This is a genomic window from Caballeronia sp. 11_S32 (assembly GCF_056930355.1).
Genome location: NZ_JBXOWH010000001.1, coordinates 1,076,264 through 1,091,865 on the forward strand (window position 1 = coordinate 1,076,264; position 15,602 = coordinate 1,091,865).

Annotated in this window: 17 protein-coding genes; 1 reads left to right on the forward strand and 16 read right to left on the reverse strand. The window is 64.2% G+C overall.

The window, feature by feature from the left end; genetic code table 11:
* Positions 1–2 precede the first annotated feature (2 nt).
* The 8 genes from AC1Z32_RS04935 to AC1Z32_RS04970 all read right to left on the reverse strand — a co-directional run bounded on the left by AC1Z32_RS04935 (position 3) and on the right by AC1Z32_RS04970 (position 8,078).
* Positions 3–1,019 (reverse strand): hypothetical protein, encoded by a 1,017-nt coding sequence (locus AC1Z32_RS04935; RefSeq protein ID WP_483477575.1) that lies wholly within the window; start codon positions 1,017–1,019, stop codon positions 3–5.
* Positions 1,016–1,798: an enoyl-ACP reductase FabI gene (fabI, locus tag AC1Z32_RS04940; RefSeq protein ID WP_483477576.1), complete on the reverse strand. Its 783-nt coding sequence runs from the start codon at positions 1,796–1,798 to the stop codon at positions 1,016–1,018. Before fabI ends, AC1Z32_RS04935 begins: the two co-directional genes overlap by 4 nt.
* Positions 1,795–2,985: an acetate/propionate family kinase gene (locus AC1Z32_RS04945; RefSeq protein WP_483477577.1), complete on the reverse strand. Its 1,191-nt coding sequence runs from the start codon at positions 2,983–2,985 to the stop codon at positions 1,795–1,797. Before AC1Z32_RS04945 ends, fabI begins: the two co-directional genes overlap by 4 nt.
* 4 nt (positions 2,986–2,989) lie before the next feature.
* Positions 2,990–3,928, reverse strand: a complete 939-nt coding sequence (locus AC1Z32_RS04950) for a phosphate acetyltransferase (RefSeq protein ID WP_483477578.1) — start codon at positions 3,926–3,928, stop codon at positions 2,990–2,992.
* 39 nt (positions 3,929–3,967) lie between these two features.
* Positions 3,968–6,307: a DUF3141 domain-containing protein gene (locus AC1Z32_RS04955; RefSeq protein WP_483477579.1), complete on the reverse strand. Its 2,340-nt coding sequence runs from the start codon at positions 6,305–6,307 to the stop codon at positions 3,968–3,970.
* Positions 6,308–6,632: 325 nt separating this feature from the next.
* The gene (ppk2, locus tag AC1Z32_RS04960; protein ID WP_483478203.1) at positions 6,633–7,448 is read right to left on the reverse strand and encodes a polyphosphate kinase 2; all 816 of its coding nucleotides are present in this window, start codon (positions 7,446–7,448) and stop codon (positions 6,633–6,635) included.
* Positions 7,449–7,549: 101 nt separating this feature from the next.
* Complete coding sequence (locus AC1Z32_RS04965; RefSeq protein ID WP_483477580.1) at positions 7,550–7,807, reverse strand: RNA-binding protein; 258 nt, start codon at positions 7,805–7,807, stop codon at positions 7,550–7,552.
* Between the two features lie 58 nt (positions 7,808–7,865).
* The gene (locus AC1Z32_RS04970) at positions 7,866–8,078 is read right to left on the reverse strand and encodes a DUF2964 family protein (protein ID WP_483477581.1); all 213 of its coding nucleotides are present in this window, start codon (positions 8,076–8,078) and stop codon (positions 7,866–7,868) included.
* Positions 8,079–8,309: 231 nt separating this feature from the next.
* Here AC1Z32_RS04970 and AC1Z32_RS04975 point away from each other — a divergent pair, with 231 nt between their 5' ends.
* The gene (locus tag AC1Z32_RS04975) at positions 8,310–9,284 is read left to right on the forward strand and encodes a hypothetical protein (RefSeq protein ID WP_483477582.1); all 975 of its coding nucleotides are present in this window, start codon (positions 8,310–8,312) and stop codon (positions 9,282–9,284) included.
* Between the two features lie 52 nt (positions 9,285–9,336).
* On the opposite strand, the gene AC1Z32_RS04980 is transcribed toward AC1Z32_RS04975, so the two are convergent.
* From AC1Z32_RS04980 to AC1Z32_RS05015, 8 genes are all read right to left on the reverse strand, one after another.
* Positions 9,337–9,720 (reverse strand): RT0821/Lpp0805 family surface protein, encoded by a 384-nt coding sequence (locus tag AC1Z32_RS04980; protein WP_483477583.1) that lies wholly within the window; start codon positions 9,718–9,720, stop codon positions 9,337–9,339.
* Positions 9,721–9,732: 12 nt separating this feature from the next.
* Complete coding sequence (locus AC1Z32_RS04985; protein WP_483477584.1) at positions 9,733–10,245, reverse strand: hypothetical protein; 513 nt, start codon at positions 10,243–10,245, stop codon at positions 9,733–9,735.
* Positions 10,246–10,281: 36 nt separating this feature from the next.
* Positions 10,282–10,869, reverse strand: coding sequence for a hypothetical protein (locus AC1Z32_RS04990; protein ID WP_483477585.1), 588 nt, complete (start codon positions 10,867–10,869; stop codon positions 10,282–10,284).
* 36 nt (positions 10,870–10,905) lie between these two features.
* Entirely contained in the window at positions 10,906–11,379 is a 474-nt protein-coding gene (locus tag AC1Z32_RS04995) for a glycine zipper family protein (RefSeq protein WP_483477586.1), read from the reverse strand.
* A gap of 81 nt (positions 11,380–11,460) precedes the next feature.
* The gene (locus AC1Z32_RS05000) at positions 11,461–12,375 is read right to left on the reverse strand and encodes a DUF2950 domain-containing protein (protein ID WP_483477587.1); all 915 of its coding nucleotides are present in this window, start codon (positions 12,373–12,375) and stop codon (positions 11,461–11,463) included.
* Positions 12,376–12,384: 9 nt separating this feature from the next.
* Positions 12,385–13,614: a DUF3300 domain-containing protein gene (locus AC1Z32_RS05005; protein WP_483477588.1), complete on the reverse strand. Its 1,230-nt coding sequence runs from the start codon at positions 13,612–13,614 to the stop codon at positions 12,385–12,387.
* A 271-nt stretch (positions 13,615–13,885) separates the two neighbouring features.
* Positions 13,886–14,557: a VIT1/CCC1 transporter family protein gene (locus tag AC1Z32_RS05010; RefSeq protein ID WP_483477589.1), complete on the reverse strand. Its 672-nt coding sequence runs from the start codon at positions 14,555–14,557 to the stop codon at positions 13,886–13,888.
* A gap of 12 nt (positions 14,558–14,569) precedes the next feature.
* Positions 14,570–15,565, reverse strand: coding sequence for a 2-hydroxyacid dehydrogenase (locus tag AC1Z32_RS05015; RefSeq protein WP_483477590.1), 996 nt, complete (start codon positions 15,563–15,565; stop codon positions 14,570–14,572).
* Positions 15,566–15,602: the final 37 nt, after the last annotated feature.

The window sequence follows — 15,602 nt, forward strand, 5'->3', positions numbered from 1 at the left end:
GGTCACAGCACCCAGTGCTCCGCGCCGTCGAGGGCGGTGCCCGCGGGCGGCATGTCGCGCCGCGCGATGCGCACGAACTGGACCGCGCGCGTTTGCGGCGGCTGCATCGGCATATGCGCGAGGTTGATGGTCACGTTCGCGCCGCATTCCTCGCTGCCCTCTTCCACGAGCAGGTTCATCTGATTGATGCAGAGCGTGCGCGTGTCGACGCTGATGAGCGCCGAAGGCTCGGCAAGCAGATCGACGAGCGTGCGCAGTTGCACATCGACGGCCTCGGCGCGCGAGCCGAGCGCGGCGAGCGCCGCTTCGTTTTCGGCGACATCGCGTTGCAGGCGCGCCATGTCGCCGGACGCCTCCCCCGAATTCACGAGACCGCTCATGCCCGCGCCGCGCCGGCCGAGCATCTGCATTCTCGCGTTGAGCAGCGCGCGATGTTCGTTGAGCGCGTCGCGCTGCGCTTCCTGCGCCGTGAAGCGCGACAGGGCTTCTAGCGTGAGCTGCTCGACGATGCGCAGCACGATGTTGCTGCGAAGCGCGTCGTCGGTTTCATCGCAGATGCGGATGCGCTTGTCCTCGAAACCGATCGTCGTGCGCGCGACGTCCGAGCGCATCACGCCGCCTTCGAGCGCCGCGCCGAGCACGCGCCGCTCGACCATCCTGCTGCTCAGCACCGCATGCACGTGATCCGCCGCGAAGTGCTCGTCGAACCAGCCGCGCACTTCATTCGACAGGCCGATGACGCTCACGATATCCTCGGGCGTCGCGAACATCGCGCGCAGCATAGGATCGCCGGCCCAGGCGCCGGGCGTCGCGTCGCGCGCTTTGGGCAGCGCGCCAACGAGCTCGCGCGCATAGCCGAGCGTCTTGCCGATGACCGGCGCAAGCCGCGCTTCATAACGATTCGCGAGCCTCACCTGCGGCGCGATCGCGACAATGCGTTCGAGCGCTTCCCGCACGTCTTCACGCGACGCGCCGTGGTCGCCCGTATCGCGATGAAAGAGCCAGCCGAAGAGATTCATCCCATGATGTGCACGCCGCCGTCCACGTAAAGCGTTTCTCCCGACAGGCGCCGCGCGAAAGGCGTCGCGAGGAAGGCGCACGTGAAGCCGACGTCCATGATGTCGACCAGCTCGCCGAGCGGCGCGCGCTCCGCGGCCTCGGTCAGCAGCAGATCGAAGTCCTTGAGTCCCGATGCGGCGCGCGTCTTGAGCGGCCCCGGCGAGATCGCGTGCACGCGCACGCCCTGCGGGCCGAGCTCGTAGGCGAGATAGCGCGCGCACGCTTCGAGCGCGGCCTTCACCGGGCCCATCACGTTGTAATTGGCGACAACCTTGTTCGCGCCGTGATAGCTCATCGTGAACATCGTGCCGCCGTCTTTCATGAGCGGCGCCGCGAGCCGCGCCATGCGCACGAACGAATGACAGGAGATGTCCATCGCTTTCGCGAAGCCTTCCGCCGAGCAGTTCAGAAGGCCGCCTTGCAGATCCTCCTTCGGCGCCCATGCGATCGAGTGCACGAGGATATCGAGCTTGCCCCATTCGCTGCCGATGCGCTCGAACACCGCGTCGAGCTCGTCCTGGCTCGACGCGTTGAGCGGCATGAAGATCGGCGCTTCGAGCGCCTGCGCGACCGGCTCGACATAGGGCCGCGCTTTCTCGTCGGCATACGTGATGGCGAGATCGGCGCCCAGCTCGCGAAACGCCTTCGCGCAACCGTAGGCGATCGAATGCTCGTTGGCGATGCCTGTGACGAGTGCCTTCATGCCCTTCAAAACAGGCTGCGGAACGTTCAGCGTCATGCGGATGCTCCTTCGATCAGCGCCAGCGCATGGCGCGCGATCATCAGTTCCTCGTTGGTCGGAATCACCCACGCGCTCAGCTTGCTCGACGCCGTGCTGATGCGCGGGCCGCCGCTGTCGTTGGCCTGCGCGTCGAGCTCGATGCCCCACCACGCCGCCTGTTCGCACACGCGCTGCCGTATCTCTTTCGAATGCTCGCCGATGCCCGCCGTGAACACGATCGCATCGAGCCCTTGCAGCGCCGCGCTCATCGAGCCGAGTTCGCGGCCGATGCGATACACGTACAGATCGATGGCAAAGCGCGCGCGTTCGTCGCTGCTCGCGAGGAGCGCGCGCATGTCGCCCGAGATGCCGGAGACACCGAGCAAACCCGACTTGCGATACAGCAGGTCTTCGATGTCGCGCGCGTTCATGCCCAGCTCGTCGAGCAGATAAAGAATCACGCCCGGATCGAGATTGCCGCTGCGCGTGCCCATCATGAGGCCGTCGACGGCGGTGAAGCCCATCGTGCTCGCGACGCTCTTGCCCGCGTGCATCGCGCAGAGGCTCGCGCCATTGCCCAGATGCGCGACGACCGTGCGCCCTTTCGCCGCATCGGGCGCGATTCCCGGCAGCGCGCTCGCGATGTATTCATACGAGAGACCATGAAAGCCGTAACGCTTCACGCCGTTCTTCGTGATCGATTCGGGCAGCGCGAACGCCTGCGCGAGCGGCGCCTGTGTCGCGTGGAACGCGGTATCGAAGCAGGCGACTTGCGGCAGCCCCGGATTGCGCTCCGCGATGATGCGGATGGGCTTCAGGTTATGCGGCTGATGCAGCGGCGCGAGCGGCGTGAGCGTGTCGAGTTCGTCGAGCACCGCGTCGCTCGTCAGCACCGGTTTCGTGAAACGCGCGCCGCCATGCACCACGCGATGCCCCACGCCGATCAGATGATGCCCCGCGCCGTGTCCGCGCAGAAAAGCCCCGAGATGCGCGATGGCATCGGCATGTTCGAGCTTCGTGCCTTCGCCCCACGCGTGCTCGCCGGTCTTCTCGCCGTTCGCATTGAACGCGACGAAGTGCGGCGAGCTGAACAGACCTTCCACCTGCCCATGCGTGACGAGCTCCAGCGCGCCGCCCTCCACGTCGAAGGCGCTGAACTTGATGCTCGACGAACCGGCGTTGAGAACGAGAATGACATCGGCCATGGGCTCACCCCGCCACTTGCGCTTCTTCGCGGCGCTTCGACGCCACGAGCGATGCGATCGCGCACGACGCGAGCCGCGATTGCAGCGAATCCGCGCGGCTCGTCAGGATGATCGGCACGCGCGCGCCGAGCACGATGCCCGCCGCATCCGCGCCCGCGAGAAACGACAGGCTCTTCGCGAGCATGTTGCCCGCTTCGAGATCCGGCACGATCAGCACGTTCGCGCGGCCCGCGACGGGCGAATCGATCTTCTTCGTCTGCGCCGCTTCGAGATCGATCGCGTTGTCGAGCGCGAGCGGACCGTCGACGAGCGCGCCCGTGATCTGATGACGGTCGACCATCTTGCAGAGCGCCGCCGCCTCGATCGTGGAGGGCACTTTCGGGTTCACCGTTTCCATCGCGGAGAGAATCGCGACGCGCACCTGCTCCAGACGCAACGCATGGCCGAGATCGATCGCGTTCTGCAGGATATCGACTTTATCGGCGAGCGTCGGCGCGATGTTGATCGCCGCGTCGCTGATGATGAGCACGTTCTCGTGTCCCGGCACGTCCATGATGAAGCAGTGCGACACGCGCCGCTGCGTGCGCAGTCCGCCGTCGCGCTTCACGACCGCGGCCATCACTTCGTCGGTGTGCAGGCTGCCCTTCATGATCGCCTCGGCCTTCGCCTCGCGCACGAGCTCCACCGCCTTTTCGGCGGACGCGTGACTGTGCGGCGCATCGACGATGGGAAAGCCCGCGATGTTCAGCCCGCATTCCGCCGCGACCTCGCGGATGCGCTCTTGCGGCCCGACCAGAAATGGCGCGATCAGACCCATCTCGTGCGCCTTCACCGCGCTTTCGAGCGATGTCCGGTCGCAGGGATGCGCGATGGCCGTCGCGAGCGGCGGCAATGTCCGGCAAACCTCGATCAGCCGCTCGTACTTCTCATGCTTGTGATCCATAACGTCTCCCGTGAAAACGTGAGATGCGCCGCCGGTGTCTCAATGCGCGGGCGCGGAACGTCTTGCCGTGCGCGCGGCCTTGAGGGGGAGCGCCGCGCGGATGCGCGCGAGCATGTCCTGCTGCGCGGCCGTCGGCTCGAAGCCTTGCAGACGGCTATCGGCGTGCAGCTTGTCGATGAGCGTGAGGAGCTTCTTGCGATCGTCGTTGTCGTCCAGAAGATCGGGCAGGGTCGAGAGCGCCTGCTCCGGCTCGTAGCGCACGACGATCTCCTGCTCGCCGCGCATGCGCCGCCATTCATCGCGCGGCATCTGCGGCAGGTATTCCGCATAATCCGCCGCGAGTTCCTGACGAAGCACCATGCGCGCGAGCGGCAGCGGTTCGTCGTGACGCACCAGCAGGCACGCGACACGCGCCACGGCTTCCGCATAGCCGCCATGCGCGATGGATTCGAGCGCTTCCTGAACGAAAGGCAGTTCGCGCGGATCGGCCGGCTGCGCATCGGCCTGGTGGGCCTGCGCTTCATGCTCTTGCGCCCGGTGCACGGAAAACATGTTGCCGTACACGGAGAAGAACATCGCTTCGGTGGCCGCATCGCGCATCGCGCGATAGAAGTCGAGGCCCGCGCTGATCATGTCGGAGCCGCAATGTTCCGCGCGGCGCAACACGTCGCGTTCGGTATCGGGCTTGCGCGCGGCCCTGACCGCATCCGCCGCCGGGCCGAGCCATGCGAGCCACGGGTTGTAATCGGAGAACATCCAGCGTTGCGCGCGCAATGGATGGAACGCGCGCAGCATCTTGGCGGTCGTGTCGTTCGCCATCGCCTGCACGAAGGGTTGCGCGAAGAGTTCATATGCGCGCTGATTGAAATCCGATACCTGTTTCACCGCTTCGAACGGCAACTCGTCGACCCGCTCGAAGCGATTGAAGCGCTCGGTCACATCCTCGAGACGGCGCTCGTGGAAGCTCACCTCGTATTCGATCTTGCCGTCGTCGCCCTTTCGTTCGGCGATCTCCATGCCATACAGCCCCGGCGGAAACGATTCGATCGCCTCCAGCACCGATGCGATCTGCGTGTATTCCTTCTTCGCGACCTTGCCGCTCACGAAGATGCCCAGGTGGCCGATGCTCTTGTGCATCAGCCCGACGATCACCTGTCCGCGCGCCTTGATTTCATCGGTGCTGCCGTAGACATCGGCGACCCAGTTGAATGCCTGCTGCGGCGGCGTGATGTTGTCGCCCATCGACGCGAAGAGAATGATCGGCGTCTTGATCGCGCGCAGGTCGAACGACGTGCCCGACACGCCGCGCACTTCGCCCGACCACAGCTTGTTGCCGACGAAGAGATTGCGCGTGATCCATTCGATCTCTTCGCGGTTCATCAGGTAATAGCCGCCCCACCAGCGCTCGAAGTCGAGAAAGCGCGGCGGCTCGGTATCGATCTTGTCGAACAGCGTGTAATACTTGTCCCAGAAGCTGTTCGCGGGATTGAGGTTCTCGAAGTTCTCGACGAGATACGCGCCGTCGAACTTGCCGTTGCCGAGATCAGCCGTCAGCGACGCGAGCCACGTGCCGCCCAGCATGCCGCCCGAATAGCGCATCGGGTTGTCGCCCTCGCCTTCGCTCCACGCGCCGCTCCAGTACGACATCGGCGCGCCGTTGATGACGAGCGGTCCGGTGTCGTCGGGCTGCGAGCTCGCGAGCATCATCGCGGCCCAGCCGCCCTGGCAATTGCCGACAATGGCAGGCTTCGGGCTGTCGGGGTGCAGTTCGCGCACGTGCTTCACGAACTGCTGCTCGGCCGCGCAGACATCGAGCAAGGTCTGGCCCGGCTGCGGATCGCGGAAGAACGTGACGAAGTACACCGGATGCCCCGCGCGCAGCGCGACGCCCACTTGCGAATCGTCCTTGAAACCGCCGATGCCGGGACCGTGCCCCGCGCGCGGATCGATGATGAGATAGGGCCGCTTCAGCGGATCGATGCTCACGCCTTCGGGTGGCACGATGCGCAGCAGCGCGTAATTCACGGGCCGCGCGAAGGTGCGGCCATCGATCAGCATTTCATGTTCGAAATGCAGCACGGGTTCGAGGCCGCGCTTCGTCTGCTCGATGAAATTATTGCCGCGCTGACGCAGCGTGTCCCAGAAGAGGATCGAGCGCTGCATGAGATCGACCGCATAGCCGAAGCCGTTGTACTGGCCGAGTTCGCCTGCCACGGCATCGCCGAATTGATTCGCGCCGCCGTTGCCGTAGAGACGCATGCCCGCATCGCGTGCGCGCTCGCTGAATTGCTGCTGCGCCAGTTCCGCGCGCTTCTGAAACACGCGTGTGACCTTCTCCGCGATTTCCTGGCTTTGCGCCAGTTGACTTGCATACGTCATGACGTTGACCTCCGTGACGGGAACGTGCAAGGGATAACGCTGGAAGCGAATGAATCGACCGGCCTGACGAACGCAGGGACCGATGATTTGAATACCACCATTAAAATATATGCGCAACGTGCGACAGGGAAGTGGCAAAAATTCGCGACTTATCGACGCGTGACGTTATCGTCAGCAACGTGACGATTCCCTGATATTTCGCAACACCCGTTGAGATTGCGAAGCGTGCGCGCTTCGCCGTGCGGCAAGCGCGAGCGTGCCGCGCGCGCACGGTTTCCGGCAGCGAAACGGCCATCCGGAACCAATGCACGCGCGCCGCGCGCGCTCAGAAGCGCTCGGGCACGTACCTGAGCGGCCGGTCGCTCTCGCGATAATCCCCCGGCTTTTGCCGCTTCGGCAGCTTCACTTTCTCTCGCGGCACGGCCTTGTAAGGAATGCTCGACAGCAAGTGGCTGATGAGATTGAGGCGCGCACGGCGCTTGTCGTCGGAATGCACGACGTGCCAGGGCGCGATATCGGTATCCGTGGCCTCGAACATTTCGTCGCGGGCGCGCGAATAGTCGTACCAGCGGCTATACGAGCGCAGGTCCATCGGCGAAAGCTTCCAGATCTTGCGCTCGTCGTGAATACGCGCCTCGAGACGCCGCGTCTGCTCTTCCTGACCAACTTCGAGCCAGTATTTGAGCAGAATGACGCCCGAATCGATGATCGCGCGTTCCACGAGCGGCACGCCTTTCAGGAAGGTCGTCGCCTGCTCCTCGGTGCAGAAACCCATCACGCGCTCGACGCCCGCGCGGTTGTACCAGCTCCGGTCGAACAGCATGATCTCGCCCGCCGCCGGCAGATGCGGCAGATAGCGCTGCACATACATCTGCGTTTTCTCGCGCTCGGTGGGCGCGGGCAGCGCGACCACGCGGAAGATGCGCGGGCTCACGCGCTCGGTGATCGCCTTGATCGTGCCGCCCTTGCCCGCGCCGTCGCGTCCCTCGAACACGACGCAAATCTTCGTGCCGGAATAGACGACCCATTCCTGCAATTTCACGAGCTCGACATGCAGGCGCGCCAGTTCCTTCTCGTACTGCTTGCGGCTAAGGCGTTCATGCGCGGCCTTCGGCTCCTTGACAGCCTTGTCTTCCTTCATCGCGGTCTCCCCATGATTCACGATGCGCTTGCGCGGCCACGGCAGGGCGGCCGTCGCTACGATCGCGCGCGGCATGCGCTTTCAGGCATGTAACGACGCCGTCAGGTTTCGTTGCGCTCGGGCATGACCTGCACCACGAGCGTGCGATTCTTCCAGAACATGTTGTGGATGCGCGGCTGGAACGTGCGCAGCACGTGCGGCTCGATCCCATCGAAGCTTACGACCGCGGCCGGATGCTCGCCGGTGCCGGGCACGCGCTGGATCGAATCGTACGGGGGAAAGCCGTAGTTGCAGAGAAAATCCCGGATTTCGTCGTCGGTCGTCGACTCTTCTACATTGCCTAGCCAGAGTTCACCCATTGCGAAGTTCTCCATTGAGTCCTGCGATGCTTCCAACGCCTGGCGCATGAACGAGCGGTCAGGCCGATTTGTCGCGCTTTCCCGGCTTGCGCTGCGCAAGCGGATTCAGCGCGACGACGAAGGTCACGATGCCGATGCCGAGCGCCCACATGCCGTAGCGGAATTCGGGCTTCACCTCATACAGGAGGCCGTGAATCGTGAAGTAAAGCCCGGCGAGCCAGATGAAGACGCCGATCGAGGCTACCACCATGCGCGGCTCGTTCAGTCTCATCGATTACCCCCGGATGCATTTGGCGAGATAGCTTCAGTTTAGGAAATCCTTGGCCGCCTTGTGAACACTCTCGTACGGAACGTGCTTGGCGCGCGGCGATCGGTACGATACATTTGCTGCGTGTCACCGTGGAACCGGGCAACGTCTCCGTTCATGCGACCGAAGGCGGCCAAGTGGCCGAATGAACCATACGACCAACCAGCCGTTCAACGTTCAAGCAGACGCCGGACCATGCGAAAGCCGATACTCTCTCCGAGCCGGTTGCGTATCTTCTCGACGCTCGTCATTCTGCTCGCCATGACAGCAGGCAGCGCGCGGGCGCAAGGCTCGCCCGATCGCACCGTCGTCGGGACGAACGTGCAGCGGTACGCGAACGCCGTGCTCGCGGTCATGTCGTACACCGCGGTGCCGGACGTCACCACAAGCTCGCTTTCCATCAACAGCGGCGCGAGCGGCAATCCGGGCTTCGGCCAGACGCAGCTCGGCGGCGGATTCACCCTCAGCAAGTCGTTTCCGCTCTATCTCGAAGGCACGGTCGCCTACAGCCGCTACGATCCGACGTTCATCGCCAGCGACGGCGACGTGGAGCGCGCCGTGCCGGCCAAGTGGAACACGGTCAGCACGACCGTCGGCGTCGGCTGGGACTTCCCGATCACGAGCGAGCTGCGCCTGCGGCCGATCATCAACGGCATGATCGGGCGCGTCGCGAGCGATCTGCGCGTCGCGCAAACGGTTTTCAATCACGTCGCCGATGCCAATCTGCAGTTCCTCGAAGACGGCGCGCTCAACGCGTACGGCGTCGGCGGCTCGCTCATGCTCGACCTGGAACATTACCGCGAGCACTACGAGATCGATCTCGAACTTCGCGCCACCGATATCTATATACGCAGCTTCGGCGGGTCGTCGCCGGCCGTGCAGGGTTCGGCGACCGCGCAGCAGTTCAGCCTGTGGGCGCGCTGGCGTGCGCCGACGGGGCTCGCCGCGCTCGACCGGCCCGTGCGCTACGTGCTCGAAACCGCCTACTCGCATTACTTCGGCGACAGCGCCGGCGTGCTCGGCTTCAACGATCTGACATCACTCGGGGTCGGCCTGGAACTGGACAGCAGCCGGTATCCGGTCATCGTCACGCGCACGCGCGCGATGGTGCGTTATGTGTTCGGCCATAACGTTCACGGCGTGTCGTTCGGCTTCGCGGTGAGCTTCTGAACGGCGCGCGTCACTGCTTCTTGCTCACTGCTTCTTGCTCACTGCTTCTTGCTCACTGCTTCTTGATCTGCCACTGAGCGCCGCCTTTCTTGCAGGCGGTCGGCGTCCAGGTCTGCGTCTGTCCCTTCGCGACCGCGGTGAGCGTGACCTTGCGGCACGTCTCGCCCTCGCCCTGGACGGTATCGCGCGGCGTGACCGTGCCCTCGATATGCACGGTGTTACCCGTGCCTTCGTTGCTCCATTTGAGCGTTTCGCCGTCCTTCTTGGTGTCGAGCGCCTGCTGGGCCGCGCGATTGAGCGCTTTCCGGTCAGCGGGCTTCATATAGCTGATCGGCGTGTCCTTGAGGAAATTCAGGTTCGCGGCCTGCGCGCACGTGCATGACAAGAAGAGCGCGGCAAGCACGCCACCGGTGAGACCGCCTGGTTTGGCGCTCATGTGCCTCTCCGTTCAGAACTTGTTGCGCTGGCTGGGATCGAATTTCGGGTCCGGCTGTTTCTGCGTCTGCCTGAGCACGCCCTGCGGATCGAAATAGAAATTGAAGATCATGTGGTTGATGTTGTTCTCCATGTATCTATACGACCACACCTCACGATCCATCCGCTTGAAATACGCCGTTTCGAACGGACGGCCGAACGTGGTCATCACGTCGTTGCGCGTCCACTTGCCGACCTCGGCGCGATAAAACTCGTTTTCCTGAAGCACCTGCCGCACACTGACGGCGTTGCCCGACGCATCGAGATCGACGGCGGTGGTCGTCGATCCCATCGGCTGCGTGGGCCACATCAGACGCTTGCCGCCGTTGGGCAGATCATAGGTTTCCTTCGGGGGCCCGAGCTTCGCGATGACCGCCTGCTGGTCCATGCCGGTCTGAACACGCTGCTCGGGCTGCGCGCAGCCCGCGAGCGCGAGCGCGACGGCACACGCGCCGTGCGTCAACGCGAATGCAAAGCGTTTTTTCATTGGTCTCTCCCGCGTTGCCCTCGGCGGCGTCCCCGGCTATTTTGTCGCGGCCGGTTCGACGGAAATCGCGAACGCTTCCGTGTAGACCGCTTTCACCTGATCGCCCTTCTTCACGCGCTTCAGGCGCTCCGGGTCCTGCACGTGCAGGTCCACCAGCTCGCCCTTCGGCCCGCGCAAGGTGACGGTTTTCGTGTGCTTGTCGACGGCCACCACGTCCGCGATGATCGTCACTTCGCGCCCGACCTCGCCGCCCGGCTTCGCGCCCTGCGGCGCGCGCTGCTCCGTCTCGCTCTCGGAGCGCGACGCCTGCGTCTTCTTGTCGAGGAGGCTCAATGTGAGCGATTCCCGATACTGCGTGGTGACGACATCGCCGATCTTGAGCTGATCGAAGTTGCGCGCCTCCTTCGTGACTTCGAGCTCGATCACCTTGCCCGCTGTGGTTTTCAGCGTGACGGTGCGGGTCGCTGGATCGATGCCGACGATCGTGGCCGTCACCTTGGCGACGCCCTGCACCGTGGCGCCGCTGGCATCGCGCGTGACGCTCATGTCGGTCACGGGTTCAGCGGAAAACGCGCTTGCGGAGATCGCAAGGCACGACAGGACAGCGAGGCTCACGCGCTTCATGTTTGCGCTCCCTTTGTTATTGACGGCGAAAAGACGCTACTGGATCGTGTAGCCGCGTCCCTGCATGCAGGCCGCCCACGCGCGATAGTACGTGGACATCGCGCCCTGGCTCTGCGCCTGCGCATTGGCTTCCTGCGTGCGCTTGTTCTGCCGCGCGCGCGCGCCGCCCGCCATGGTTCCGGCTGTCGCGCCGATGGCCGCGCCCTTGCCCGCATCGCCCGCGATCGCGCCGATCACCGCGCCGCCCGCTGCGCCGCGCGCCGCGCCGCCCACACGCTCGCCGCCGCCCACGGCCGGTCCGCCTTGCGGAGGCGGCGCCGCCGATGCGGTGGCGGGGTCGATTCCCGTGTTGCTCTTTGCCCAGCTATAGCACGCGCCATCGTCGCTTTGCTGCTTCTGCGCACTTTGCCCTTTGGCGGGATACGCGATCGGCTTGCTCTGCGCGATGGCATCGAGCGCCATGACGGCGATCACGATGGCGCAGCCCGCACGCAATTTCGTTGCATTCATGGGGACTCCTTGCTTGATTTGATCGGCAAATGACTGTATCACTCCCGGGATCGCTCGAGATCTGCGCCCGTTCATCATTCATCAAGGCTCCTGCACGCGCGTCCAGGATGCGTCGGGATCGAATTCGCTGAGCGGCGGCGCCGAAGCGCCACGATTCTTTTGATACACGACCCCGTTGTTATTGACAATGAAAGTCATCACGCCGCTTGCGCCATATTGCGCGGGATACGCGGCCATCGCGAAACCCGCCAGCATGCGCCCGTTGATGATATAGCTGAACGCGCCGCCTGGCGCGTGCTTTCCCTGCTTCGTGAGGATGCGAAAGTAGTATCCATGATAAGCGTCCCCCGGGTTTCGATCCCTGAAATAATTCGCGCTCGCCGCGATCAAGGGCCCGAAGGGACTCGGCTCCTCGCCCTTCGATTCATCGGCGGGCCAGTAGAGCCCGTCGCGCTTGCCGGGCGAACTGCCGAGCTTGCGCGCGTACTGCAGCACGCCGTCGCCCAGGCGATCTCGCGTCGCGTACTCGCGTTGCGCATCGAGATAGGCGCGCAGCACCTTGATCGCCTCACGCTCGTTCGCGCCGATACGCCTGTCCAGCACTTCCTGCTCGCCCTCTTCCGTCGCGAAGCGCCACGCACCTTTCTCGCGCACGAGCGGAATCGGCATCGGCCACGCTTCGTCGCCGATACGCAAAATGCGCCGGTCCGGCGATGTTTCTTCCAGCATGTGATACGCGTTGAATTCCGCGAGCGCATTGGCGCGCAACGCGCGATTTTCGGCTTCGTCGGGCGTCACGACGAGCGTCTTGTGCGCGTTGCCGAAGATCGCGATGAGCGCAGCATCGTCGTTCGATTTCAGCGCCTGTTCCAGCGCGCTGACCGCTTCGTCGGGCGTCGCGAAGGTCTGCTGCCGGTCTGCGGCAAAAATGCGCGGCGGCGCGAGCAGCATCGCAATCGTTGCAAGTGCAAGCAACAGACGAGTCGGTCCGTTCATGACCCGCTCCTATCGACGACCCGCGCGGCCGCCGCCGCCGCCGAATCCGCCGCGGCCCCCGCCGGAGAAGCCTCCGCCGCCCTGGAAGCCGCCGCCTCCGCCGCCCTGGAAACTGCGGCCTCCCTGACCGCCTGACATCGACTGCCGGCTTGCCGCGCCGCGCGCGCTGTCCGCACGCGCGCTTTGCGCGGAGCCGTACCCGCTGAACGCATCGCCGCCGCGTCCCTGATAGTTGCCCGTGTTCTGCGCACGCGGCGTGTTTTGCGTCGCCGTCGGCGTAGGCGCGGCGGCGCGCTGCGTGCCGCCGGATGCGCCGGGACTGCCGCTGCCCGCGCGCGATGGCGCATCGCCCACACGTTGCGTCGATGCGCGCGCGCCGGTGCCCGACACCTGCCCGGGCTTTTTCTCCGAGCGCCACGTGCTCGACTGCTGCGTCCCAGTTCCGCTGCGGTTCGCCGCGCGATTGCTCAACTCGTTCCTGACTTCAGTGCGATTGACGTTGCTCTCGCGATTGATGTTGATCGTGTTGTTGCCGCCGTTGTAGTTGGTCTCGTAGTGCCCGCCATGCCACGCCGCCGTGATCGCCGCGCCCCAGATCAGGCCGGTCGCGAAAGCCGCGCCGGGCGCGTACGGATAGTAATAGACGGGATACGGCGCGGGCGCATAGGTATAGACAGGCGTCGGGCTGCTCACGATCACCGTCGACGGGTTGTACTGCGGCACGTAGATGACTTCCGGATTCGACGGCACGATCTTGATCACTTCCTTCTCGACGACCACCGTCTGCTTGTCATCGGTCTTCAGATTGCCCACCGATTGCGTCTGCCGGCGAAAGCGCTGCACCGCCTGAAGGACGGCGCTCTGATCCGCGACGACCGCTTCGCCCAGCGCGACGGTCCAGTCGAGATCCGTGCTCATCTTCTTCACGACTTCCGGGTAATTGAGAAGCGCTTTCACCGGGTCTTGCCATGCTTCGTTCACAGGCAGATCCTTTTGCGTTTTTCTGCGATCGAGAAAACGGTCCGCCTGGACGACTTCCACCGGATAAGTGGATGCGGGAAGAATGATCGCGATGAGATCGTCGGGATAGAGCGCGATCGGGCCGACGAGCTTGTCGAGGTCGGCGGGATTCATCGCAACGGGCACGTCTGCGCTCGCCGCCGGCGCCTGCGCGCGCACGCTTTCGCCGCACGCGAGCGCGGACGCCACGAGAAGCACAACGATGAAGCTGCGCATCATCTTGTACTCGCCCCGAACCGTAGTGCGGCTGATGCAACACCGCGTTTTTTCGGCTATCCGGATCACGGCAGAACCGGGAATCGAATGCGTGCGGAATGCCGTGACCGTAACAGCGTCTTAGTATTTTCGTATTGCCGATTGCAGCGTGATGCGCGTTGAAAGACCGATCGTGCCAAGGACAATGATTGGAAGATATGCGAACCCTGTAGCGATTTCAAGAATCGGGGCGTAGGTGTTTATTCGATCTCGAGCCGCGCGCCCGTGCTTTTAATTACCCGCCTAAAGCGATGATCGCCATGGTCAGGAGCACGCCCAGCGTCATCATCGAAAGGCCGGCTTTCCAGCCGCGCCAGCCCGCATAACCGCCCAATGCAAAGCCGCAGATGAACAGCATCGCGAGTGTCAGGATGCGCGAAATCAGCAATGCGGTGGGAACATGCTCGAAGATGACGAAAGGCACGGCTACAGGAAAAGTGGACAGCACGATGATGATGAAAATGGCCAGCGCCGCGAGAAAGTCGTCGCGCATGAAGCGCGCATGCTCCGGCAGGGGGGCGTTCGCGGCTATGCGCTTGCGTATCGATTCGAGATCGGCGTCGGAGAAGAAGCTGTCGAGCGCCGCGGGCACCCTGTCGCGCAACGCGCGCACGCCTGCCGCCGCATCGTGGTCGCGCTGTATCGCGAGTGCGAGCGCATGCCTGCGCCCGCGGTTCACGATCGTGCGCACCAGATACATGACGGCATCGGCGAGGCCCCACGCCAGGTTGCAGCCGAGCGCCGTGTAGAGCATCTTGCGCCCGGCGTCCTCTCCGCTCGTCGCCGCCGACACCGTGCCGACGAACGTCAACGCCATAAAGAGGCCGAAGCACAACTCCGACACGCGATCAACGGTATCGAGCACGGGCTCTCGCGCGCGCTCCTCGGGCGACGTCTCCGCAGGCATGGGCATGCTCCGCTATCGGACCTTGACTTCGTTTTCCAAAGGCTGATTCTTCTCGAACGCCGTGACGCTCTGCAATGTGGTCTCGCAGATCGTCGTCAACGCTTCGCGCGTCAGATAAGCCTGATGCCCGGTCACGATGACATTGGGGAACGAGACGAGCCGCTGAAAGATATCGTCGGTGATGATCTCGCTCGACAGATCGCGGAAGAAGAGATCCGCTTCCTGTTCGTAGACATCGATCGCGAGGCCGCCCAGCTGGCCGCTCTTCAACGCTTCGATGACGGCTTCCGTGTCGATCAGCCCGCCGCGGCTCGTATTGACCAGCAACGCGCCGGGCTTCGCGCGCTTGAGCGACTCCGCATTGATGATGTGATGCGTCTGCGGCGTCAGCGGACAAAAGAGCGCGACGATGTCCGCGCGCTCGCCGATCTCGCCGGCCGTCGCATACTTCAGCCCCAGCGCCTCGAACTGCTTCGACGGATAGGGATCGTAGCCGAATACGTGGCAGCCGAAGCCCTGCATGATCTTCGCGAACACGCAGCCGATCTTGCCGGTGCCGACCACCGCGACCGTCTTGCCGCACAGATCGAAGCCGATCAGGCCGTCGAGCGAAAAGTTCGAATCGCGCGTGCGGTTGTATGCGCGATGCACCTTGCGGTTGATCGCGAGCAACAGCGCGACGGCATGCTCCGCCACCGAGTTCGGCGAGTAGTTGACGACGCGGACCACCTTCATGCCGAGCTTCGCCGCCGCTTCGAGATCCACGTTGTTGAAGCCCGTGCAGCGCAGCGCGATGAGCCGCGTGCCGCCCTTGTGCAGCGCTTCGAGCACCTCGGCATTCGCCTTGTCATTCACGAACACGCACACGGCGCCATAACCCGCCGCGAGTTCGACGGTATCCATGTCCAGCGACACGTCGATGTACTTGAGCTTGTGATTCTCTGCCTTGTTCGCTTCGTCGAGATACTGCCGCTCGTAAGGCGTCGAACTGAATATCGCCACTTCCATGGTGTGCTCCTCCTCAACTGTCGTTCGGGCGCCGCGC

Excerpts from the sequence above, each read along its gene's own strand:
- AC1Z32_RS04975 (WP_483477582.1), top strand. The coding sequence starts at position 8,310 with ATGCGAAAGCCGATACTCTCTCCGAGCCGGTTGCGTATCTTCTCGACG.
- AC1Z32_RS04990 (WP_483477585.1), bottom strand. The coding sequence starts at position 10,869 with ATGAAGCGCGTGAGCCTCGCTGTCCTGTCGTGCCTTGCGATCTCCGCA.
- AC1Z32_RS04935 (WP_483477575.1), bottom strand. The coding sequence starts at position 1,019 with ATGAATCTCTTCGGCTGGCTCTTTCATCGCGATACGGGCGACCACGGC.
- AC1Z32_RS05015 (WP_483477590.1), bottom strand. The coding sequence starts at position 15,565 with ATGGAAGTGGCGATATTCAGTTCGACGCCTTACGAGCGGCAGTATCTC.
- AC1Z32_RS04995 (WP_483477586.1), bottom strand. The coding sequence starts at position 11,379 with ATGAATGCAACGAAATTGCGTGCGGGCTGCGCCATCGTGATCGCCGTC.
- AC1Z32_RS04980 (WP_483477583.1), bottom strand. The coding sequence starts at position 9,720 with ATGAGCGCCAAACCAGGCGGTCTCACCGGTGGCGTGCTTGCCGCGCTC.
- AC1Z32_RS04970 (WP_483477581.1), bottom strand. The coding sequence starts at position 8,078 with ATGAGACTGAACGAGCCGCGCATGGTGGTAGCCTCGATCGGCGTCTTC.
- AC1Z32_RS05000 (WP_483477587.1), bottom strand. The coding sequence starts at position 12,375 with ATGAACGGACCGACTCGTCTGTTGCTTGCACTTGCAACGATTGCGATG.
- fabI (WP_483477576.1), bottom strand. The coding sequence starts at position 1,798 with ATGACGCTGAACGTTCCGCAGCCTGTTTTGAAGGGCATGAAGGCACTC.
- AC1Z32_RS04950 (WP_483477578.1), bottom strand. The coding sequence starts at position 3,928 with ATGGATCACAAGCATGAGAAGTACGAGCGGCTGATCGAGGTTTGCCGG.
- ppk2 (WP_483478203.1), bottom strand. The coding sequence starts at position 7,448 with ATGAAGGAAGACAAGGCTGTCAAGGAGCCGAAGGCCGCGCATGAACGC.
- AC1Z32_RS04955 (WP_483477579.1), bottom strand. The coding sequence starts at position 6,307 with ATGACGTATGCAAGTCAACTGGCGCAAAGCCAGGAAATCGCGGAGAAG.
- AC1Z32_RS04945 (WP_483477577.1), bottom strand. The coding sequence starts at position 2,985 with ATGGCCGATGTCATTCTCGTTCTCAACGCCGGTTCGTCGAGCATCAAG.
- AC1Z32_RS04985 (WP_483477584.1), bottom strand. The coding sequence starts at position 10,245 with ATGAAAAAACGCTTTGCATTCGCGTTGACGCACGGCGCGTGTGCCGTC.
- AC1Z32_RS05005 (WP_483477588.1), bottom strand. The coding sequence starts at position 13,614 with ATGATGCGCAGCTTCATCGTTGTGCTTCTCGTGGCGTCCGCGCTCGCG.
- AC1Z32_RS05010 (WP_483477589.1), bottom strand. The coding sequence starts at position 14,557 with ATGCCTGCGGAGACGTCGCCCGAGGAGCGCGCGCGAGAGCCCGTGCTC.
- AC1Z32_RS04965 (WP_483477580.1), bottom strand. The coding sequence starts at position 7,807 with ATGGGTGAACTCTGGCTAGGCAATGTAGAAGAGTCGACGACCGACGAC.